The 20,424-nt window shown below is 56.4% G+C and carries 17 protein-coding genes; 11 read left to right on the top strand and 6 right to left on the bottom strand.

Features of this window, described 5'->3' with window-relative positions:
- Positions 1 to 90 precede the first annotated feature (90 nt).
- A complete protein-coding gene (locus FFI95_RS13710; protein WP_144823447.1) occupies positions 91 to 1,887 on the bottom strand; it encodes an acyclic terpene utilization AtuA family protein in 1,797 nt (598 codons plus the stop codon).
- Between the two features lie 132 nt (positions 1,888 to 2,019).
- Here FFI95_RS13710 and FFI95_RS13705 point away from each other — a divergent pair, with 132 nt between their 5' ends.
- The 5 genes from FFI95_RS13705 to FFI95_RS13685 all read left to right on the top strand — a co-directional run bounded on the left by FFI95_RS13705 (position 2,020) and on the right by FFI95_RS13685 (position 6,486).
- The gene (locus FFI95_RS13705) at positions 2,020 to 2,649 is read left to right on the top strand and encodes a TetR/AcrR family transcriptional regulator (RefSeq protein ID WP_144823445.1); all 630 of its coding nucleotides are present in this window, start codon (positions 2,020 to 2,022) and stop codon (positions 2,647 to 2,649) included.
- 14 nt (positions 2,650 to 2,663) lie between these two features.
- Positions 2,664 to 3,182 carry a protease complex subunit PrcB family protein gene (locus FFI95_RS13700; protein ID WP_186312023.1) on the top strand — a complete coding sequence of 173 codons (519 nt, stop codon included), beginning with the start codon at positions 2,664 to 2,666 and terminating at the stop codon, positions 3,180 to 3,182.
- Between the two features lie 90 nt (positions 3,183 to 3,272).
- The gene (gene parE, locus FFI95_RS13695) at positions 3,273 to 5,168 is read left to right on the top strand and encodes a DNA topoisomerase IV subunit B (RefSeq protein ID WP_144823442.1); all 1,896 of its coding nucleotides are present in this window, start codon (positions 3,273 to 3,275) and stop codon (positions 5,166 to 5,168) included.
- A gap of 119 nt (positions 5,169 to 5,287) precedes the next feature.
- Positions 5,288 to 5,848, top strand: coding sequence for a cytochrome b (locus FFI95_RS13690; protein WP_144823441.1), 561 nt, complete (start codon positions 5,288 to 5,290; stop codon positions 5,846 to 5,848).
- Positions 5,849 to 5,904: 56 nt separating this feature from the next.
- Positions 5,905 to 6,486, top strand: a complete 582-nt coding sequence (locus tag FFI95_RS13685) for a YceI family protein (RefSeq protein WP_144823439.1) — start codon at positions 5,905 to 5,907, stop codon at positions 6,484 to 6,486.
- Between the two features lie 87 nt (positions 6,487 to 6,573).
- Here the strand turns inward: FFI95_RS13685 and FFI95_RS13680 are convergent, their stop codons facing one another.
- Entirely contained in the window at positions 6,574 to 6,831 is a 258-nt protein-coding gene (locus FFI95_RS13680; protein WP_144823437.1) for a hypothetical protein, read from the bottom strand.
- 280 nt (positions 6,832 to 7,111) lie between these two features.
- Here FFI95_RS13680 and parC point away from each other — a divergent pair, with 280 nt between their 5' ends.
- Together parC and serB are read left to right on the top strand one after the other, a co-directional pair.
- Entirely contained in the window at positions 7,112 to 9,418 is a 2,307-nt protein-coding gene (gene parC / locus FFI95_RS13675; RefSeq protein ID WP_144823435.1) for a DNA topoisomerase IV subunit A, read from the top strand.
- Positions 9,415 to 10,638 carry a phosphoserine phosphatase SerB gene (gene serB, locus FFI95_RS13670; protein ID WP_144823434.1) on the top strand — a complete coding sequence of 408 codons (1,224 nt, stop codon included), beginning with the start codon at positions 9,415 to 9,417 and terminating at the stop codon, positions 10,636 to 10,638. The genes parC and serB overlap by 4 nt, the downstream gene beginning before the upstream one ends.
- On the opposite strand, the gene FFI95_RS13665 is transcribed toward serB, so the two are convergent.
- From FFI95_RS13665 to epmB, 3 genes are all read right to left on the bottom strand, one after another.
- Complete coding sequence (locus FFI95_RS13665; protein ID WP_144823432.1) at positions 10,617 to 12,701, bottom strand: EAL domain-containing response regulator; 2,085 nt, start codon at positions 12,699 to 12,701, stop codon at positions 10,617 to 10,619. The genes serB and FFI95_RS13665 overlap by 22 nt on opposite strands.
- Before the next feature lie 192 nt (positions 12,702 to 12,893).
- A complete protein-coding gene (locus FFI95_RS13660) occupies positions 12,894 to 14,705 on the bottom strand; it encodes a GTPase (RefSeq protein ID WP_144823430.1) in 1,812 nt (603 codons plus the stop codon).
- A gap of 178 nt (positions 14,706 to 14,883) precedes the next feature.
- On the bottom strand, positions 14,884 to 15,933 hold the full coding sequence (epmB, locus tag FFI95_RS13655; RefSeq protein ID WP_144823428.1) for an EF-P beta-lysylation protein EpmB: 1,050 nt from the start codon (positions 15,931 to 15,933) through the stop codon (positions 14,884 to 14,886).
- Between the two features lie 45 nt (positions 15,934 to 15,978).
- Between epmB and efp the strand changes: the two genes are divergently transcribed.
- Positions 15,979 to 16,554: an elongation factor P gene (efp, locus tag FFI95_RS13650; protein ID WP_144823426.1), complete on the top strand. Its 576-nt coding sequence runs from the start codon at positions 15,979 to 15,981 to the stop codon at positions 16,552 to 16,554.
- A gap of 7 nt (positions 16,555 to 16,561) precedes the next feature.
- On the top strand, positions 16,562 to 17,530 hold the full coding sequence (gene epmA, locus FFI95_RS13645; protein ID WP_144823425.1) for an EF-P lysine aminoacylase EpmA: 969 nt from the start codon (positions 16,562 to 16,564) through the stop codon (positions 17,528 to 17,530).
- On the opposite strand, the gene asd is transcribed toward epmA, so the two are convergent.
- Entirely contained in the window at positions 17,516 to 18,394 is an 879-nt protein-coding gene (gene asd / locus FFI95_RS13640; RefSeq protein WP_144823423.1) for an archaetidylserine decarboxylase, read from the bottom strand. The two genes, epmA and asd, sit on opposite strands and share 15 nt — an antisense overlap.
- A gap of 187 nt (positions 18,395 to 18,581) precedes the next feature.
- Here asd and motA point away from each other — a divergent pair, with 187 nt between their 5' ends.
- A complete protein-coding gene (gene motA / locus FFI95_RS13635; RefSeq protein ID WP_144823421.1) occupies positions 18,582 to 19,433 on the top strand; it encodes a flagellar motor stator protein MotA in 852 nt (283 codons plus the stop codon).
- A gap of 24 nt (positions 19,434 to 19,457) precedes the next feature.
- Complete coding sequence (motB, locus tag FFI95_RS13630) at positions 19,458 to 20,414, top strand: flagellar motor protein MotB (protein ID WP_144823419.1); 957 nt, start codon at positions 19,458 to 19,460, stop codon at positions 20,412 to 20,414.
- Positions 20,415 to 20,424 lie beyond the last annotated feature (10 nt).

The following is a 20,424-nucleotide window of genomic DNA, read 5'->3' as shown; positions in this document are numbered from 1 at the left end:
AGCAGCAGGGATGCTGCGCTCAAGCCTACACGGACGTATTCACGGCGTGTCCCGGGAGGGAGTGCCGCCCGGAGTGCATTCACCCGAAATTTAAGAACCAGCCAGCCCTGAAGGCACCGGCACCGGAAACTCCAGTAACTGCTGAGCAAACGCCTTGCCTTGCGGATCAATGCGCAGACTGGCAATACCGCCACCGCCCAGGCTGTGCTCAAGAAGAAAATTAAACCCAGGGAGCCCCGGCATAGACCAGCGTGACACCCTGCCGTTATCCGGGTTAAGCGTATGGCTCATCCAGTCTGCAACCGCCTCACGGGTCAGAGCCGCCTCGATAAACGGAACAAACTCCGGTTTGCGGGCAATCACACCAATATTCGTGTGGTCACCCTTGTCACCGCTTCTGGCCCAGGCCAGATCAATCAGAGGCACGGTTGTATCCGTCGCAGAGGCCGGTTTACCGGGAAGCTGATCTTTGATCTGACCCGGCTGAAAGCCACCGGAGGAAGCCACATCCACCACTGACGACTGCCCCTCAAAGTCCGTTGTTACCTCAACCCGGGCCTTGGGAACCAGGCATGAATACAGACGAATCTTGGGCATGACATTAGGCCGGCCGCCGACAATGCCGGTAATCCCCGGAGCCATACCTGTGGCTGCCTGTGCAATCTCCCGGGAGAACAGCACCAGCGCCGCTTTCTTTTCATGGGCCGTGCTGATCTTGACTACAACCTCCCGGCTGTCCTGGCCGCGACCGTGCCTGCCATAGGTGGTTTCAGTACCCAGAAGCTCAATGCTGGTTTCACTGTAGTCAGACAGACCCCGCTCCTGAAACAACCGCGAGGTTTTGCTGAGAATGGCCTCCGCAACCGCCTGGGCTTTGGCCGGTGCCTGCATGCCGGCAAGCAGGAAGGTCGCCGTGCACTTGAAGCCATCCGGCCAGGTGCCGGACGCCTTGTAGCTATCAGTAGGGGGCAGCCCGCGGGCGCCGCGCACCGTAACCCGGTCCGGCCCGCTTTCTTCCAGCTCAACATGGGTGAAATCACAAACCACATCCGGCAATACATAGGCGCGGGGGTCACCGATTTCATAAACCAGCTGTTCCGCCACCGTTCCGCGACTGACCAGACCGCCCGTGTCTTCGGGTTTGGTGATAACAAACTCGCCGTTTGCCTGCACTTCGGCAATCGGGAAGCCCATATTGGCAAAGCCGTCAGCAACGTCCTCCCAGTCGGTAAAATTACCGCCGGTTGCTTGTGCACCACACTCCAGCAAGTGGCCTGCAAGGCTGCCCTGGGCCAGCTTGTCGTAATCTTCCCAGCTCCAGCCAAACTCGTGAACCAGAGGAGCGAGGATCAGAGCACTGTCGACGACCCGGCCGGTGAGAACGATATCAGCACCCTGTTCCAGCGCAGCCACCATACCGGGTGCGCCAAGATAGGCGTTCAGGCTCACCATCATGGCCGGCATGGAGTCGCCTGTGCTCATTTCGGTAACGCCAGCTTTACTCAGTGCCTGCTTTTCCGGCAACAGGTCGTCTCCGAGCACCAGGGCGATCTTCAGGTCCACGCCGGCCTTTTCGCACAGCGCCTGCAGAGCGTCACGACAGGCAACCGGGTTTACGCCGCCGGCATTGGTCAGTACGCGGATGCCTTTGGCTTTGATATCAGCAAGCAGCGGGCCCATAACCGTTTCGACAAAATCCCGGGCATAGCCCTGGCCCGGGTCTTTCATCTTCTGGCCGGCCATGATCGACATGGTGATTTCTGCCAGGTAGTCGGCCACCAGGTAGCCAATGTTGCCCTTGTGAACCAGCTGTGCGGCCGCAGTTTCCGTGTCACCCCAGAAAGCGGAGGAACAGCCGATGCGGACCGTGTTGGAGGAGTCAGCCATGTCTTTGCATCCTGTATCAGTGGGCCAGTCATTCATTCATAAAACCGACCATACCAAGCAAGCGCTTGGTTTGTAAACAGGAGAGTGTCAGGTAGAATAGAAAACCCTTAAATGTAGCTGGATGCACCCACCGTGAACCACGACACAATTCTTCACTCACTGATTGCTGATAACCTGGTTTCTGACCCTGAAAGCGCTCGTGGGCGCCTGCTTCGGGAAGCCGCCCGACTGTTCCGGGACAAGGGTTATGAACGGACCACAGTGAGAGATCTGGCGGCAGCTGTTGGAATTCAATCTGGCAGTCTTTTTCATCATTTCCGCACCAAGGAAGAAATACTCAAGGCGGTTATGGTAGAGACCATCCGGCTGAATACCGCGGTTATGCAGGCTGCAATGGACGCGGCAGACACAAACCGGGAGAAACTGCGAGCCCTGATCAGCGCCGAACTGGAGTCGATTAATGGCCAGACCGGAGAGGCTATGGCGGTGCTGGTGTTTGAGTGGCGCAGTCTTTCCGAGCCGTCGCAAGCAGAAGTTCTGAAACTCAGGGATATTTATGAGTCCCTGTGGCTGGAGGTGCTGACTGCGCTGAAAGAGGAAGGTGCACTGGTCGCCGATCCGTTCGTGGTGCGGCGTATGCTTACCGGTGCCCTGAGCTGGACGGTCACCTGGTATCGGCCCGAGCGTGGCGGCCTCAGCCAGGAAGGGCTGACGGACCAGGTGATGGCCATGTTGGGCCTGAGTAAGGCCGATTCCAGATGAGCCGGAGCAGAGTGATGGTTACAGAGTTCAGAAAGTTGCTGGCGGGCGTGTTCACAGCGGTCTGGGTGGCGGGGAGTATGGTGCTTGCCGGCTGTGCGACATCGGGCGATGTCGGGCAGAAACCGCAAGCGTCTCAGGTGCGCCAGATTACCCAGTCTGCCCATTGTGGTTTGACCGGCCCCGGGCTGGCTTACGTGCGCAGCGCCGAAGAACTGCAGCAATTACTGGGGCTTCCGGCGCAGAATATGGCCGTTCAGCAACTCCGACAGGTAAATCTTGATCAGGAATACCTTGTCTTTGTCACTCTGGGAGAGAAGCCTACCGGAGGGTACAGTGCCAGCCTGGTTTCAGCTTCAGCTGATGCCGACACAGGTAATCTTCAGCTGACGATGGACATGCGCTCACCGGCACCCGGCGCCATGGTTACCCAGGCGCTTACGTCACCTTGTGTGGTGGTGGCCGTTCCGGCCAGCGACTGGTCGCAAATCCTTGTCTCGGGTATCCGGGACAGGGACCTGATTCTGGAGCCCTGAGCAATATCTTTCGTAAGCGTTGATCTTTGAGGCTGAATCCCTAAGCTATGGGAACGCAATTTTTTCTTTCTTCGGAGTCCTGCCCAACCTATGAGCCAGCAACAATACAATGCCGATGCTATTGAAGTTCTGAGCGGCCTGGACCCGGTGCGCAAGCGCCCGGGGATGTACACAGACACCAGCCGCCCGAATCACCTGGCTCAGGAAGTAATAGACAACAGTGTTGATGAGGCCATTGCAGGCCATGCCCGCCGCATTGATGTAGTGTTGCATACAGACGGATCCCTGAGCGTGGAAGACGATGGCCGGGGAATGCCGGTAGACGTGCATAAAGAAGAAGGGTTGCCGGGCGTCGAGCTGATCTTTACCCGGTTGCATGCCGGGGGCAAATTCTCCCAGGGGAGTTACAGCTTCTCGGGCGGGTTGCACGGTGTGGGTGTGTCTGTGGTCAACGCGTTGTCCACACACCTTGAAGTCAACATAAAGCGCGATGGCCAGCTTCACCGGATGACGTTTGCCAATGGCGACAAGGTCACGGACCTGAGCGTGGTTGATACGGTGGGTAAGCGCAATACCGGAACCCATATCAAGTTTACGCCGGACACCCGGTATTTCGACAGCCCGGGGTTTTCTGTCAGCCGTCTGCGACACAACCTGCGTGCCAAGGCCGTGCTCTGTCCCGGGCTTACGGTCACCTTTCTGCAGGAAAAAAACCGCGAGAAAGACGAATGGTTTTACCAGGATGGTCTGGAAGATTATCTGCGTAACGCCCTCGCTGATCTTGAAGTGCTTCCCCGGGAACCTTTTACCGGCAGCTTTTCCGGTAATCAGGAGGCGGTTGACTGGGCTATCCAGTGGCTCCCCGAAGGTGGCGAAGGGGTGATGGAAAGCTATGTGAACCTGATTCCCACCATCCAGGGAGGTACCCATGTCAACGGGCTGCGGACCGGGCTGCTGGAAGCCATGCGCGAGTTTTGCGAATACCGTAATCTGCTGCCGCGAGGGGTCAAGCTGTCTCCGGACGATATCTGGGAAAGGGCCGCGTACGTGCTGTCATTCAAAATGCAGGAGCCGCAGTTCTCCGGGCAAACCAAAGAGCGCCTGTCGTCACGGGAGGCCGCCGGCTTTATTTCCGGAGTGGTCAAGGATGCTTTCAGTCTATGGCTGAACCAGCATACAGACGTGGCCGAGGCTCTGGCGGAGCTGTTCATCAGCAATGCCCAGCGCCGGCTGAAAGCCAGCCGCAAAGTTGCCCGTAAGCGGGTCACCTCCGGCCCGGCCTTACCGGGCAAGCTGGCTGACTGCTCGGGGGCGGATGCCGCCCGCTCAGAACTGTTTCTGGTGGAGGGTGACTCCGCCGGGGGGTCTGCCAAACAGGCCCGTGACCGTGAGTTCCAGGCTGTCATGCCCTTGCGGGGGAAAATTCTCAACACATGGGAAGTGGATCCGGGGGAGGTTCTCAGCTCCCAGGAAATTCACGACATTGCCGTCGCTATAGGCGTGGATCCGGGATCAGACAAGCTCGAGGGCCTGCGGTATAACAAGATCTGTATTCTCGCGGATGCAGACTCCGACGGACTGCACATTGCGACCCTGCTATGCGCTCTGTTTTTAAAACACTTCCGACCACTGGTCGCCGCAGGCCACGTGTTTGTTGCCATGCCGCCGCTCTACCGTGTGGACCTGGGTAAGGAAACCTTCTATGCACTGGATGAGCAGGAAAAGCAGGGCATACTGGATCGTCTGGAAGCAGAGAAGCGCCGGGGCAAGGTGTCCGTCACCCGTTTCAAAGGCCTGGGGGAAATGAATCCGCTTCAGCTTCGTGAAACCACCATGGCTCCGGATACCCGCCGACTGGTGATGCTCACCATAGAGGCAGAGGACGACACAGACAGCTCTATGGACATGCTTCTGGGCAAGAAGCGGGCATCGGACCGGAGGTCCTGGCTGGAAGCGTATGGCAACCTGGCTGATGTGACCGTTTAATAGCGGATTGCTTCATCAGTTTTTTTGATGATGGGCCCCAAAACATTCCGGTTTCTATCCAAAAAGCCGCTTACTATACTGTGTTTTCAAATTCACAGGGATAAGGGGCCTTGCCTGCAATGCAAATAAGGAATTCGCCTGCCCGCTACGGGTGGCTGGCTATTGTGGTTCACTGGGTTGTCGCAGTCGCGGTTCTGGGGCTGTTTGCCCTGGGGTTCTGGATGGTCGACCTGACCTACTACGATGACTGGTACCGGCGTGCGCCCGACATTCACCGCAGTATAGGCGTGTTGTTATTTGCATTGATGCTGTTGCGCCTGCTCTGGCGTTTTCTGACCAGGACGCCAGATCCGGTTGCCACTCACAAACGCTGGGAAACCCTGAGCGCCCATGCCGCCCACGGCCTGCTTTACATTCTGGTGTTTGTGGCACTGGTAAGCGGCTATCTGATTTCGACCGCAGATGGTTCCTCAGTGAGCGTGTTTGGCTGGTTTGAAGTGCCGTCCCTGACCGGTCGGGTCCAGGGACTGGAAGACACAGCCGGTCTGGTGCATTACTGGAGCACCTGGGCGCTTATGGGGCTGGTGGCTGTGCACGCAGCCGGTGCTTTGAAACACCATTTTGTTGATCGTGACGAGACATTACGCCGGATGTTGTCCCCGGCACGTAAGGACAAGTGAGTAAGAGACAAAGGCTCTGCTTCAGAGCGTTTCAATTTAATGATTCGGAGAATGTTATGAAAAAACTACTGCTTGCATCTGCTGTTTCCCTGGCCCTTACGGGCGGTGTTCAGGCGAATGAACACAGTGGCACCTACGCATTTGATGTAACGGATGCGCACCAGTTCATCACCTTCAAGGTCTCACACCTGGGGTATAGCTGGCTCTATGGGCGCTTTAACGATTTCGACGGTGAGTTTGTCTACGATGCGGAAAATCCGGAAAACAGTTCGGTAAACGTAACGATTGATACCGCCAGCCTCGACTCTAACCATGGTGAGCGTGACAAGCACCTTCGCAGCAAGGACTTTCTCCATGTCAGCGAGTTTCCGGAAGCAACATTCCAGAGCAAGCGGGTGGAAGTTGATGAGGAAGGCGAAGCCGACATTGTAGGCGATTTCACCCTGCGCGGTGTTACCCGTGAGGTCACTCTGGATGTGGAAATGCTGGGCCACGGCCAGGACCCCTGGGGCGGCTACCGGATGGGCTTTGAAGCTGAAACAGAGCTGCACCTGGAAGACTTCGGGTTTCCGACAATCATCGATGAGAACATGGAAACCGTTGAAATCATCATTTCTGTAGAGGGTATTCGCCAGTAAGTCTGTCTGGCACTACCGCCACAGCTTCCGGGGCGCCCCCGGAAGCTGATTCAGGAAAGTCAGCGATAAAAGAAAGGTAATTGAAAACTACGCGTCGGTATGCAGCTTATGCTGTGAGCGTGTCGCTTCCTGCCGCTCAGTGCAGCGACAAAGCCGGAGTCGGCGCCAGAACTGGGCGGCAAAAATAACCAGTCCTATCAAAAGACCCGCCCACAGGTAGGGCGCAGGTATCTGAAAGCTACCACTGATTGCAAACTCCACTAAAAGCATCAGCGCGACGGCCAGAGCCGCATTCACCATAGCCGTAACCATGGCTTGCCCGCAGGCTTTAAGGTTGGGTTTCATAGTGTTCCGCTTGATTGAGGGGAAGACAGTCTTCTTTTCATGACTGAATTGAGCATACGGCGCACCTTACCATCTCTCCATGCGGGAATTCCGCTATTGGAATTGGCTCTTTCCGCCGGGCAAATGCTGTTTTATCTGATAAATCTGTAGCTTGTTGGTGTATCGTCCCAGTGCTTCATATAATGTCCTGCTGCATCGGTTTCCCGTGATTATTCAGGATGCAGAAGGTAGCATCACGGGCTTCTCCCAAATAAGTTTATACAGGTAAAAAGAGGCATCCATGCCAGAGTTTCAGACAACGGATGAAGGCTTTGAGCGCGTATCACTCAAGGACTACACGGAAAAAGCCTATCTTGACTACTCCATGTACGTCATCCTTGATCGCGCACTTCCCAATGTCGGGGACGGGCTGAAGCCGGTTCAGCGGCGCATCATTTACGCCATGTCGGAACTGGGCCTCAAGTCCACGTCCAAATACAAGAAGTCGGCCCGGACCGTGGGGGATGTCCTCGGTAAATTTCACCCTCACGGCGACAGTGCGTGTTACGAGGCCATGGTGCTTATGGCTCAGCCGTTTTCTTATCGCTACCCGCTTGTGGACGGGCAGGGAAACTGGGGTGCGCCGGATGACCCCAAATCCTTTGCCGCCATGCGCTATACCGAGTCCCGGCTGGCCCGGTTCTCCGAAGTACTGCTGACAGAGCTTGGTCAGGGCACAGTAGACTGGGTTCCCAACTTTGACGGCACGATGGAAGAGCCCGCGGTCCTGCCGGCAAGGCTGCCCCATGTGCTGCTTAACGGCACCACCGGTATTGCTGTAGGCATGGCGACGGATATTCCGCCCCACAATGCGCGCGAGGTCACAGCTGCATGCGTAAGGTTGCTTGATAACCCTGAAGCCACGGTGGACCAGCTGTGTGAAGATGTTAAAGGCCCGGACTTTCCGACCCATGCCGAGATCATCACACCTCGCAAGGATCTGCGCCAGATGTATAAGACCGGGCGGGGTTCGCTGCGTATGCGTGCCCGCTGGGAGCGGGAAAGCGGTGAAATTGTGGTAACAGACCTCCCTCACCAGGTGTCCGGCAACCGGGTTCTCGAGCAGATTGCCCAACAGATGCAAACCCGGAAACTGCCGATGGTCGCCGACCTGCGTGATGAGTCGGACCATGAGAACCCCACCCGGCTGGTGATCGTACCCCGCTCTAATCGTGTCGACCTTGATGGTCTCATGGCGCACCTGTTTGCCAGTACAGACCTTGAGAAAACCTATCGGGTGAATATCAACATGATTGGCAACGATGGCCGCCCGGGGGTGAAAGGGCTGCATCAGATACTGACTGAGTGGCTTGCGTTCCGGCGCACCACGGTGACCCGCCGACTGCAGACCCGTCTTGATAAGGTGCTGGCAAGGCTCCATATTTTGGAAGGCCTGTTGATTGCCTACCTGAACATTGATGACGTTATTCATATCATTCGTACCGAAGACAAGCCCAAGCCGGTCCTGATGGAAAAGTTTGGCCTGTCGCCGGATCAGGCGGAATCCATTCTCGAGTTGAAACTGCGGCACCTGGCCAGACTCGAAGAAATGAAAATCCGGGGCGAGCAGGATGAACTGGGTGCGGAAAGGGACGAACTCCAGGCGATCCTGGGCTCTGAAGAGCGCCTGCGTGAACTGATAAAAAGCGAGCTGCTGGCGGATGCAGAAGAATACGGAGACGATCGCTGCTCTCCGATTGTTGAGCGTGAGGAGGCCCGGGCATTCAGTGAGAATGATCTGGTGTCCAATGAGCCGGTTACGGTTGTTTTGTCGGATAAAGGCTGGGTGCGTTCGGCGAAAGGTCATGATATAGACCCGGCAGGGTTGAGCTACAAAGCCGGTGACAGGTTTTCCCTGGCGGCGCGGGGCCGCAACAATCAACAGGCGGTTTTCCTGGATTCAACCGGCCGTGCCTATGCGTTAATGGCTCACAGCCTGCCCTCGGCGCGGGGGCAGGGCGAACCCCTGACGGGCCGTATAAACCCGCCGTCGGGGGCCAGCTTCTCGGGTCTTCTGATGGGGGATCCGGCCCGGAAGGTGTTGCTGGTGACCGATGGCGGTTATGGGTTTGTAACATCGCTGAGCGATATGATCAGTAAGAACCGGAACGGCAAAGCGGTGGTCACTGTGCCCAAAGGCGCGAAAATCATGCCCCCGATCGTCATTCCTGTTACCGGGAAAAAACTGTATCTGAGCGCTGTCTCCAACGAGGGCAGAATGCTTGTATTCCCGCTCAGTGAACTGCCGGAACTGGCCAGGGGCAAGGGAAATAAAATTATCAGTATACCCGCGGCACGGGTACAGAGCCGTGAAGAGTATGTGGTAGCAGCGGCGGTGTTCGCTGAGGACGATCAGCTGGAGGTCCATGCCGGTAAGCGCAAGATGGGGCTGCAGTTTGCTGATCTGGAACATTATCTTGGAGAGCGCGGCCGGCGTGGGCATAAACTGCCCCGTGGGTTACAGCGTGTTGATTCAATTGAGGTGATCCCTTCTGCTGCCCGGGCAGAAGAAGAGGAAAGATCCGAAAATGGAGATGTCCGACCGTGAGTGAACTGGTTATGGTAAATGTGTCCGGGCGCGACAAGCCCGGACTGACATCGGAAATTACCGGCATTATGGGGCAGTACGACGTTCGGATTCTGGACATAGGTCAGGCCGTGATCCACGACCATCTGACCTGGGGGATTCTGATCGAGATTCCGGATGCGTCAAAGTCCTCGCCGGTTATCCGGGACCTGCTGTTTCGTCTGCATGCCCTGGACCTTCAGGTGCGGTTTGCGCCTATCACAATTGAGGAATATCAGTCCTGGGCCGAAGGCCGCAACCGGGCCCGTTACATCGTCACGTTGCTGTCCAGAGACATCAAGGCAGAACAGATTGCGCGGGTGTCTGCGATCACCGCCCGTCATGGGCTGAATATCGATAATATCTCCAGACTTTCTGCCCGGCCTTCGCTCAATGAAGGGGATAACGGGATCGCCTGTGTTGAGTTTTCAGTACGGGGGCGGCCCCTGGACCCTGAGCAACTGCGGGCTGACTTTCTCCACATTGCCGGCGAAATGAATGTGGACATAGCCTTCCAGGAAGACTCGATCTTCCGCCGCAATCGCCGGCTGGTGGTGTTTGATATGGACTCTACCCTGATAGAAGCCGAAGTCATTGACGAACTTGCCCATGAGGCGGGGGTTGGTGCTCAGGTGGCGGAGATCACTGAGCGGGCGATGCAGGGTGAGCTGGACTTTAGTGAGAGTTTTGCCGAGCGCCTGGCGCTGCTGAAAGGTCTGGATGAGTCGGTGCTGGAACGTATTGCCGAGCGCCTGAAGTTGACGGAGGGGGCGGAACACCTGATCCGGAGTCTTAAAACCCTGGGGTATCGCACAGCCATTCTTTCCGGCGGCTTCACCTATTTTGCCCGGCATTTACAGAGCCGGCTGGGTATTGATTACGTGTATGCGAACGAGCTGGAAATTCATGATGGCAAGGTGACGGGCGAAGTGGCCGGGCAGATTGTTGATGGCAAGCGCAAGGCAGAACTGTTGGTGGAGATTGCCGGCAAGGAACACATTGCCCGGGAGCAGGTGATTGCCGTCGGTGATGGCGCCAACGACCTGCCCATGCTGAGCCAGGCCGGCCTGGGGGTTGCGTTCCGGGCCAAGCCTCTGGTCAAGGAATCCGCCCGCCATTCGATCTCCACGCTTGGCCTGGATGCAATCCTCTATCTGATCGGTTTCCGGGACAGCGAAACTCAGCTGTCGCCAAAGTCGTAACCCATCTCCGGGGCCGGCGCCTGCAGATAGTACCCCTGAATGTAGTTCACCCCTGCCTGCCAGAGGGTAGCAAGAACGCTGGCACTCTCGACCCTCGGCATGATGGTCAGTTTGCCGGCATTTTGCAGGCTTTTGATTATTTCTTTGAGCTGCTCCCTGGCTTCATCGCTCTTCTGGATTTCCTCGGTAAAGGAACTGTCCATTTTTACAAAGTCTGTATCAATGTGTTTCAGAGTACTGAAGGGGTCCAGAGTACTGGCAAACTGTCCGATGGATACTCTGCAGTGAAGTTCGTGCAGGGCTCTGGAGAACTCTTTGGCCTGCTTCATGTGCATGTTTGCATCCCCTTCCCGGATCTGAAAAACCAGGGCGTCGCCGGGTAGCCGGGCAGCTTTCAGGGTGGTGCTTAACCAGGGCATGAAGGTTTCATCCTGCAGGGTCTCGGCTGTCACGTTGAGGAAAATGCGGGTGTCGCCATCGCCTCCACGGTGATCCGACAACTGTCTGATGGCCTGTGTAAAGACCCAGCGGTCGATCTTGATGGCAGTGGCGCTCGGGCCCATTGGCGGTAAAATGTCGTATGGGGATATTTCTTTACCGTTTTCGCCAAGCATCCTCACATAAACCTCGTAATGCTCTTCACCACCCCCACGCAGGTTAATAACAGGCTGGAAAAGCAGGCGGAAGCGGTCATCTTCCAGTGCTTTCATGATAACTTCAGCGGAGTTGCTGTCATCCATGGCTTCATGCTCTGCCGGGTTGTAAATGCGGATGCCATTACCCTGAGCCTTCCCCTCATCGCTGCGTACTTCTGACGAGGCAATATGTGCTCGGGCCAGCAAATCTTCTGCTTTGGGGGAGTTTTCGGTAATAGAGGCGATACCAACACTGACTGTCAGTGGCACTGTCCGGCCGTTGATGTCGAACAAATGCTCTTCCACGGCTTTGCACATCTGCTCACACCGGCTGGCCAGGGACTTTTCATCGCAGGGGAGGCACAAAAAGCAGAAGGCATCATCGCTCATGCGGGCCAGCATCAGGTCATCACCGGCTTCGTTTTTCAGAAGGTTGGCCAGGTCGCCTAACAGCAGGTCGGCCCCGGAAATCCCGACCCTGGCTTTCATGGCCGTAAAGTTATCGATCGCTATATAGGCCAGGGCCCCGGTTTCGCTGTGTTTGCCTGCTGTTGCAATAACCTTTTCCAGCTCCTGCATCAGGTACTGTCGGTTGTAGAGGCCGGTCAGAAGATCCTGACTGCGAATCTCGCGCAGCTTCGCTTCCAGTTCTGTGTCGCTGTGCTCAGGCTGCAGTACGATCTGCGTGCAGGCTTCACCGTCATAGGTTGCTGCTGAGACTGACATGGTAACGGCCAGTTCGTGGTCATCACTGCGTCTGGCTGTGCAGTTAAGGGTCATGCCATCCCTGCCATGGTCTGCAAACGCCTTCATGAAAGTCTTATAGTCTTCCTGGCTGCTGCCTGTCAGCGTGTCCAGGACAGGCGTGCTGGTGAGATCGTCAATGTCGTCGTAACCCAGAAACTCCATATACGACTGGTTGGCATAAATATGCATGCCGTCATTGATATAGGCTATGGCATCTTTAGAGCTTTCCAGAAGAAGCTGGCATCTCTGTTCAGCTTCATGCAGGTGTGATTCCAGGGTCCGGCGTCGACGGCGGTCTTCAAGTGCCTCAAGCTCACGCCGGATTTTCAGGAGCAGCAGGTCATTGTCGCCAAATGTCACCGCACCCTGAGCACCAGCTTTCATTACGGTGACCGTCCTCTCCCGGTCGTCCTCATTCGTCAGAAACAGGCAGGGGATGTCCTTGTCCATACGCTTGAGCATGGCCAGCGCACTGTCTGCTGTGAATTCCTGTTCTACATCCCGGGCCAGGAGCAGGTCCCAGTTACTGGTTTTCAGAGCCTCCTCAAGGTCTTCTTCCGAGGTGATGCGGTGGGTCCGGGTGGCATGGCCTGCGTTGCGCAACAGACTGATCAGGGACTGGGCATCATTTTGTGAGGGGTCGAGAATCAGGAGGTGTATGGTGTCGTTCTGTTTCTGCATTCCTACGGCGTCTCATCATACGGGTTGGCTGAGCCGGCCACGACAGAAAAGTGTTCTGTCCTGGTGCAGTGTCTTGCTGGAAACTGTGAACGGGGACTGCGAGACCGGGCTGTCAATTAGAAGGGATGATGCAGGGGTTGCGTCTCAATGACAAGTTTTGCTGTGTCCGGTTGCTTCACACAACTGTGGCCTTCAGAGCGAGGGCCACAGAGAGTCAAAGTCTTCATCGCTGGTTTCTGCCAGTGGTGACCTGCGAGTGCCTGAAGATGCCGGAGCTTTGGGGGTCTGCAGCTTCAGTTCAAACTGGCTGATACTGCCAGTGGACAGTGAAAGATGAGTCAGTTGGCCCTGCTCTTCCAGACCGTCGTACAGAACAGAGACACGGCTGCCAAGCCGGAAGGGTAGCCGGGGGGTAATGACAGTGGCAGGCTGGTGGCTGGCGTCGCTCCCGGGCAGCAGCAGGCCACGCAGGTACTCACTGTTGTTGCCCGATGACTGAAGAAGGCGGATACCGCAGGGCGACACATTGGGGGCCAGCAACTCAATACCAATACGGGTGCCGCGATTTCTGGCCTGGCGAATCCAGCGCACGACGGCCACGCTCCAGGGAAGCGACGGGTTCTCCCGCACGCCGAGTATTTCCCCGGCTTCCATGGCAGGTGGAACCCCGGCCTCCCAGGAGACGCAATAGCCGCCAGGGCTGGTGTTCACCAATGAGGCAGAATGTGATCTGGGCCGGTTTTTGTCATTGGCTGAAGCCGAGGTGTTTCCGAAGCCGCCGTGGTAGTTGATGGGTGTATCGGCCGCGTAGAGGTGCTCGCCACTGGGGGCTGCGTCATGGGCTCCGGCCCAGGCATCTTCCCGCTTGCGTGAAGCCCGGACAAACAGGTTCTCATCCTCCTCCGGGTTGCTTTCATGGCCGGTCACAAACTCGGTAAATGATTTTTCACCCGCAACAAAATAATGGGTTGCCGTCAGTCCGACACAGATTTCCAGCGTACCTTCGCGCGCAACCCGGTTGTGGTTTCGTTCGGCGATTGTCCCCAAAGCCTGGCTCAGGTGGCCGAGCAGGGTGTCACTGACGCTTGCCGGTATTTCCAGGGCGTTGGGTGCCGATTGTCTGCGGTGCCTGGCCTCAAGGCTGTCAGAAACCCGGGTGGCCAGCTCTCTGGTTTCAAAACCAAGATTGTCGATCCCTGCCGGGTGCTTTAGGAGGCTTCGGTAAACCGGGGCGCCGTCCCGTTCAGGGTTTATAATAAACAGACTGTTCTCATCATCAGCAGAGCCACAGAGTGTGTGTTCTGCCCAGCTGGCAAACAGGCTGTATGCCTGCGTAAGCTCGGATTGGCGGAGCTGGTTGGGGCGGGCGCAGCCGAGGAGCAAAAGACGTTTGTAGTTATCTGCCAGGGTGCTGATCTGATTGTGCTCCCTGGTGCTGTCAGCAATTGCAGCTCCGGAGAGCTTGTTGTTGCATGCAAACCGGAACATGCGATGACATTCAAGCCAGCTGTTTGCCGGCGCCGGACAATAGAGCTGATACGAGCGCAGAATGGTTGAACTCAGCTCCGATGTTGCCCGGTGAAGGGACTTGGCAACGAGTTTACGGTTTTTGTCAGCTCCACCGTGTTCCAGGGCGTCCAGGACGCATAGCTTGTACCCATTGGCGAGGTGCAGCTGAAGTGCCTGGGCCAGGTTGGCAATCTTGCGCTGTTTCTCGGGCAGGGCGGCGGCAAGCCCCAGATAATGCTTTGACAGCTCACGGCAGACAAAGTGAATTTCTTCCCGGACCAGTTCCAGAAAGCGCAGCCGTTGTTTGGGCGCCACAAACAGCTGATTGAGCTCAATGATCGCGTGGTAAAGCTGGCGAGAGGTCTCTCCGGTGTTGGCCATGGGCAGCTGTTTTACCCAGGCACGGAAAGCCTTCGGCGCTGTATCGCAGAACGACAGACTTGCGATTTTCTGCTCGGGAACCCGAAGGTCAGGCTTTACGGTTTTGCCACTCATAATGTATGCCAATACCAGTACGAAGTTTTCTGGTCAGAGAAAATACTGAAAATACAAATTTTTACGAACTGCGTCACATTGCAGTGTAAAAGAGCAAATTGCTACAGGAAAGTGAGGGGCAGATAACTTGACAATGTTTGACATGTTGCGTCGGTTGCATATTTATCGCTACTCGTTATCAGAGGTTGTTTGTGAACAAGTCTATCGGTGTTTTTGAGGTCTTCCCCGGGACCTCGCGAACCAGCCTTGGAACAAGGAAGCCGGGCAGTCGGGACAGTAGCTCGCGGGCCAGTACCCGGGCTTCGTTATCGGGCACGTCAAAATGCTGGGCTCCGGCCACCTGGTCAAACGCGTGAAGGTAGTAGGGCAGGACGCCTGCCGCAAACAATGCCTCACTCAGATCTTCCAGTATATCCGCATTATCATTAACCCCCCGCAAAATAACACTCTGGTTCAGCAGGGTGACGCCCGCCGCACGCAAGGCGTCCAGAGCCTGGCGGGTTGTCTCATCAATTTCCCTCGGATGGTTGATGTGCAGTACCATCACCACCTGAACCGGCGTGGAACTGATCCACTCAAGCAGAGAGTCGCAGATGCGCTGGGGGATAACCACAGGCAGGCGCGTGTGCAGGCGGATGCGACGAATGTGGGGGATGCTGCTGATATCCGAGGCCCACTGTGACAATAAGCGGTCATTAACCGCCAAAGGGTCGCCACCACTGAATATCACTTCGTTAACTTCCGGACTTGCTTCGAGAGTTTCCAGCACCCGCTGTCGGTCGGCCGGACTCAGGCGTTGCTCCTCATAGGGAAAGTGACGCCGAAAGCAGTAGCGGCAGTTGATCGCGCACTGGCCGGTGACCATCAGCAGAGCCCGGCTGTGGTATTTCCGGATCAGGCCTGTGGTCTGAATAGCGCTGTCTTCCTGTAAGGGGTCTTTAACGAACCCTTCACTTTGAAAGGTCTCCGGGATCAGTGGCAACACTTGTCGCAGCAGAGGGTCATGCGGGTTGCCTTTTTCCATCCGGGCCAGAAAGGGCTCGGGTACCCTGACTTCAAACAAGCGATGTCCGGCTTCGGCACCGGCCAGCCATTTGTCGGCGGGCAGGTCCAGGCGCGCCAGCAATTCCCGTGGCGAGGTGACAGAGCTGGAAAGCAGCTCTTGCCAGCTGCGGTTTCCGGCGTCTGTAAGCCGGGCTTCTATAGAGACGGGGGTTCGCTGTATCATAGCGGCCTCAGAATATTAAACAGCATTTTGGCAGGTGAACATTTAATGGCTTCATATTCTACCAACGAATTTCGTGGCGGTCTTAAAGTATTACTGGATAACGACCCCTGCATCATTCTTGAGAACGAACTTGTTAAACCCGGAAAAGGCCAGGCCTTCAACCGGGTCAAGCTGCGCAACCTGATGACTAACCGGGTGTGGGAGCGTACCTTCAAATCCGGCGAAAGTCTCGAAGCAGCGGATGTAATGGATCATGACATGGAGTACCTCTACACCGACGGGGAATTCTGGCACTTCATGCTGACCGACGGATCCTTTGAGCAATATGCCGCGGACTCGAAGGCCGTAGGCGATGCGCTCAAGTGGCTGAAAGAGCAGGATGTTTACACAGTAACACTTTATAACGATGCGCCCTTGTCAGTGACGCCACCAAACTTTGTAGAGCTCGAAGTGGTTGAAACTGACCCGGGTATGAAGGGTGATACGGCCCAGGGTGGTTCCAAACCTGCCACGCTTTCAACCGGTGCGGTTGTCAACGTGCCCCTGTTTATCACTGTTGGCGAAGTACTCAAGGTGGATACCCGCTCCGGCGAGTATGTAGGCCGGGTAAAAAGCAGCTGAGCCTGAAATGACCTCACAGCTTGACTGGCGGCCCAGCGCTACCCGGGCCGCGCTGAAAAGCCGCGCACAGCAATCAGCGTTTGTGCGCGGCTTTTTTGAACAGCGCAACGTGCTTGAGGTGGAAACGCCGGTACTGGGGCGTTGTGGTGTAACCGAGCCCAACCTCGACGGTATTGCTGCAGATATAAGCGCACAGGGTGTGGAGGGCGGCTGGTTGCAGACCTCTCCGGAATACCACATGAAGCGCCTGCTGGCTGCCGGTTCCGGTTCCATCTATCAGATCCTCAAGGTTTTTCGCAACGGCGAGCGTGGCAGTCGGCACAACCCCGAGTTTTCCATGCTCGAGTGGTACCGCACAGGCTTTGACGATGTGGCTCTTATGGAGGAGGTCGGGGAGCTTGTGTGTGGCTGGCTTGAGTGTGCCCGGCCGGGCGTAACCAGTTACCGCCAGGCCATGATTGACTGGGCAGACATAGATCCGTTTACAGTTTCCGATCACGACCTGCGCCGGCGCTGCCGGCAATGGCTGGACCCCCGGCAGCTGGAAGATCTCAGCCGCGACGGCTGTCTTGATCTGCTGATGAGCTTTGCCGTTGAACCTAACCTGGGCACGGACGTGCCGGAGTTCATCAACCAGTACCCGGCCTCGCAGGCATCTCTGGCCAGAACTTCCCGCGTTGACGGTTTCGACGTAGCGCACCGCTTCGAGCTTTACATAGACGGGCTGGAGCTTTGCAATGGCTACTGGGAACTCACCCGTGCAGACGAACAACGGGCCCGCTTTGAAGCGGACAACCGCCTGCGAAAAGCCGCCGGAAAGCCTGAGATGGGCGTTGATGAGGCTTTTTTGGCGGCTTTAGAGCATGGTTTGCCAGATTGCGCTGGTGTGGCTCTGGGGCTGGACCGACTGCTGATGCTGAAAGTGGGTACACGGAATATTGCAGACGTACTGGCCTTTCCGTTAGAGCGGGCCTGAAGGCGCTGCAGTGGCTGTTTTCCCAAACGCCTCGCCCATACGAACCCGCTTTCCCGCAACCTGACCCGCATCCCAGCTGACAGTGCCGTCGGGCATGACCAGCACCACCGTAGAGCCCAGCCGAAAGCGCCCCATTTCCTCGCCTTTGGCAAATGAGACAGCACGCCTGCCCTCGTAGGTGTGTGTTTCTACACCCCCGGCACCAGGGGCAACCACGCCGCCCCAGGTGGTCTCAACGCTGCCCACAACCATGGCTCCCACAAGCACCATCGCCATGGGGCCGGCAGCCGTATCAAAGATACACACTACCCGCTCATTGCGGGCAAAAAGGTTAGGTACGTTTTCCGCCGTGACAGGGTTTACTGAAAACAGATTGCCGGGCACATAGATCATTTCCCGGAGCGTGCCGGCCAGGGGCATGTGGACCCGGTGGTAGTCCTTTGGGGACAGGTAGATTGTAGAAAACTTACCTGCATGAAACGGCTTGGCTCGCTGTGAATCCCCGCCCAGAAGCTCCACCAGATTGAACGACTGGCCCTTGGCCTGAAAGATCCGGTTGCCGGCCACCTCGCCCAGCTGGCTGATCACGCCGTCTGCCGGGCTTACAAAGGTACTTTCGCCCGGGGCTACAGGACGGGCTCCGGGCTTCAGCGCCCGGGTAAAAAACGCATTGAAGCTGGTGTAAGTTGTTGGATCCGGCTCCGCAGCTTCGCTCATATCAACGCCGTAGCGCCTGATGAACCATTGGATAACCCGGTTCCTGAGTGCCGGGGCGCGGTCATGGTCTGCCAGGCGGCCGGCAAGGCGCGAAATCGCAAGTTGCGGCGTCAGGTACTGGCTCAGGACGAACAGCTTATTGAACATTTAAAGAGATCCTATGCACTCAAAGGCGCGAAGTTTACCAAATAGTTGTTCAGGGGTGTGGATGTCGGGAGTTCCCCGTGCGGCGCTGGCGTCGCACAGTCCTTCCTCTCTTGTTATCATCCATTCGGTAGATTGTCTTTGTTGAGGCTATCACTAAACCCTGTTGTAAAAGGCCCCTGTTTTTTTCATGCTATTAATTCTCGGTTCGGTCATCGTTATTGCCAGTGTCCTGGGCGGTTACACCCTCCATGGCGGCAACCTCATGGTGCTGTGGCAGCCCACTGAACTGCTGATTATCTTTGGTGCTGCAATCGGCTCTTTTATTATTGCAAATCCCGGGCATACCGTCAGAGAAGTGTTCGCTGGCATGCTGCGGTTGTTAACCGGGTCACCTTTCAATAAAGCCTATTATATGGACTTGCTCAGCCTGATGTACGAGATTTTTGATAAGTCTCGTAAACAGGGAGTGATGGCGATTGAAGAGGATATAGACAACCCGGAATCCAGTGAAATCTTCACCCGCTACCCTGCGGTGATGAAATCGCAGGAGTTGCTCGCGTTTATAACCGACTATCTTCGAATTATCAGTGCCGGCAATATGGCAACTCACGAGCTTGAAGGCATGATGGAAAACGAAATTGACAGCCGACAGCAGGAACTTGAAGAGCCCGCCCACGCTGTGAACAAAGTAGCCGATGCTTTGCCGGGGCTTGGTATCGTGGCTGCTGTGCTGGGTATTGTAATCACCATGAACTTTCTCAGTGAGGGGCCAGAGCGTATCGGTCTCAGTGTTGCCGCCGCGCTGGTGGGCACGTTTATTGGTATCTGGTCGGGGTATGGGTTCGTGGGGCCGGTTTCTGCTGCGATGGAACACGCTGCCCGATATGAGCTCAAAGCGTATGAGTGCGTTCGCTCCGCCGTTGTCGCCATGGCCTCTGGCCAGGCCCCGCAGATGGCGGTTGAGTTCGGCCGTAAAGCCTTGCCGACAGACAAACGGCCAGGCTTTCAGGAACTGAATGATCACGTGCGCGCCAAATAACAGACACTGAACCCGGAGCACTTTTTGGAACAAACGCCGATCATCATAAAGCGTAAAAAGGTTGTGGTTGCCAGCAGCCACGGCGGCTCGTGGAAAGTGGCATTCGCCGACTTTGCGACGGCCATGATGGCCTTTTTTCTGGTGCTCTGGCTGACCGCAACCGCCACCCCTGAGCAGAAAAAAGCGGTGGAGGGCTACTTCCGGGACCCGGTTGGTTTTACGGATGGAGGTTCGCCCAACCCCGTGGACCTTGAGGGCAGTGCATCCGTTATCAATGAGGCCAGCATGGATGTAGAGTCCAGCGACCTGGCTATAACCGACAGTATGGTGGACTCGCTATCCACCACACTTGAACAGCGGCGCATGGAAGACTTGTTTGAAAAGCTGAAGCAACGCATTGAAGAAAATGAAACGCTGCAGGAGTTCAAGGACCAGTTGCTGATCGATATAACCGACGAAGGGCTGAGAGTGCAGATCGTCGACCGCACCGGCCGGCCCATGTTCGATATCGGAAAAGCAGAGTTGAAGTACTACTCCCAGGATGTGTTGTTTGAACTGGCGAAAACTCTGGGTACAGTCGAGAATAAAATCAGCATCACCGGCCACACAGATGCGACCCCGTTTGGCGGCCAGCCGGGGTACACGAACTGGGAACTTTCAGCGGATCGTGCCAACACCGCCCGCAGGGCACTGGTGGCCGGCGGAGTCCGGGCAGATCAGGTGGCGCAGGTGGTAGGGCTGAGCGACTCTGTCCTGTACAACAAGGAAGAACCTACGGCCCCTGTTAATCGCCGCATATCCATTATCGTACTCAATAAAAAAGCAGTGGGCGGTATCCACGACACTGCCGGCGCCCCGGATGTTCCCCTGATTGACGTTACCCTGCCCACGGAGGAAGAGCAGAAGAGTGCCATGGAAAACCTGGAAAGCGGCGACTGGCAAACGCAAGAAGACAACAGCCCCGAAGAAGCAGACGACTAGCCGCAGGCCT

Origin of the sequence: Marinobacter piscis (assembly GCF_007671655.1) — a bacterium.
Lineage (GTDB): Bacteria > Pseudomonadota > Gammaproteobacteria > Pseudomonadales > Oleiphilaceae > Marinobacter > Marinobacter piscensis.
The sequence above is the reverse complement of the archived record's forward strand: the minus strand, read 5'-3'. Positions and strand labels throughout refer to the sequence as shown.

What these genes read in the sequence shown, in the direction of transcription:
- FFI95_RS13710 (WP_144823447.1), bottom strand. Translation starts at nt 1,887, where the DNA reads ATGGCTGACTCCTCCAACACGGTCCGCATCGGCTGTTCCTCCGCTTTC.
- FFI95_RS13700 (WP_186312023.1), top strand. Translation starts at nt 2,664, where the DNA reads ATGGTTACAGAGTTCAGAAAGTTGCTGGCGGGCGTGTTCACAGCGGTC.
- parE (WP_144823442.1), top strand. Translation starts at nt 3,273, where the DNA reads ATGAGCCAGCAACAATACAATGCCGATGCTATTGAAGTTCTGAGCGGC.
- FFI95_RS13690 (WP_144823441.1), top strand. Translation starts at nt 5,288, where the DNA reads ATGCAAATAAGGAATTCGCCTGCCCGCTACGGGTGGCTGGCTATTGTG.
- FFI95_RS13685 (WP_144823439.1), top strand. Translation starts at nt 5,905, where the DNA reads ATGAAAAAACTACTGCTTGCATCTGCTGTTTCCCTGGCCCTTACGGGC.
- FFI95_RS13680 (WP_144823437.1), bottom strand. Translation starts at nt 6,831, where the DNA reads ATGAAACCCAACCTTAAAGCCTGCGGGCAAGCCATGGTTACGGCTATG.
- parC (WP_144823435.1), top strand. Translation starts at nt 7,112, where the DNA reads ATGCCAGAGTTTCAGACAACGGATGAAGGCTTTGAGCGCGTATCACTC.
- FFI95_RS13665 (WP_144823432.1), bottom strand. Translation starts at nt 12,701, where the DNA reads ATGCAGAAACAGAACGACACCATACACCTCCTGATTCTCGACCCCTCA.
- FFI95_RS13660 (WP_144823430.1), bottom strand. Translation starts at nt 14,705, where the DNA reads ATGAGTGGCAAAACCGTAAAGCCTGACCTTCGGGTTCCCGAGCAGAAA.
- epmB (WP_144823428.1), bottom strand. Translation starts at nt 15,933, where the DNA reads ATGATACAGCGAACCCCCGTCTCTATAGAAGCCCGGCTTACAGACGCC.
- efp (WP_144823426.1), top strand. Translation starts at nt 15,979, where the DNA reads ATGGCTTCATATTCTACCAACGAATTTCGTGGCGGTCTTAAAGTATTA.
- epmA (WP_144823425.1), top strand. Translation starts at nt 16,562, where the DNA reads ATGACCTCACAGCTTGACTGGCGGCCCAGCGCTACCCGGGCCGCGCTG.
- asd (WP_144823423.1), bottom strand. Translation starts at nt 18,394, where the DNA reads ATGTTCAATAAGCTGTTCGTCCTGAGCCAGTACCTGACGCCGCAACTT.
- motA (WP_144823421.1), top strand. Translation starts at nt 18,582, where the DNA reads ATGCTATTAATTCTCGGTTCGGTCATCGTTATTGCCAGTGTCCTGGGC.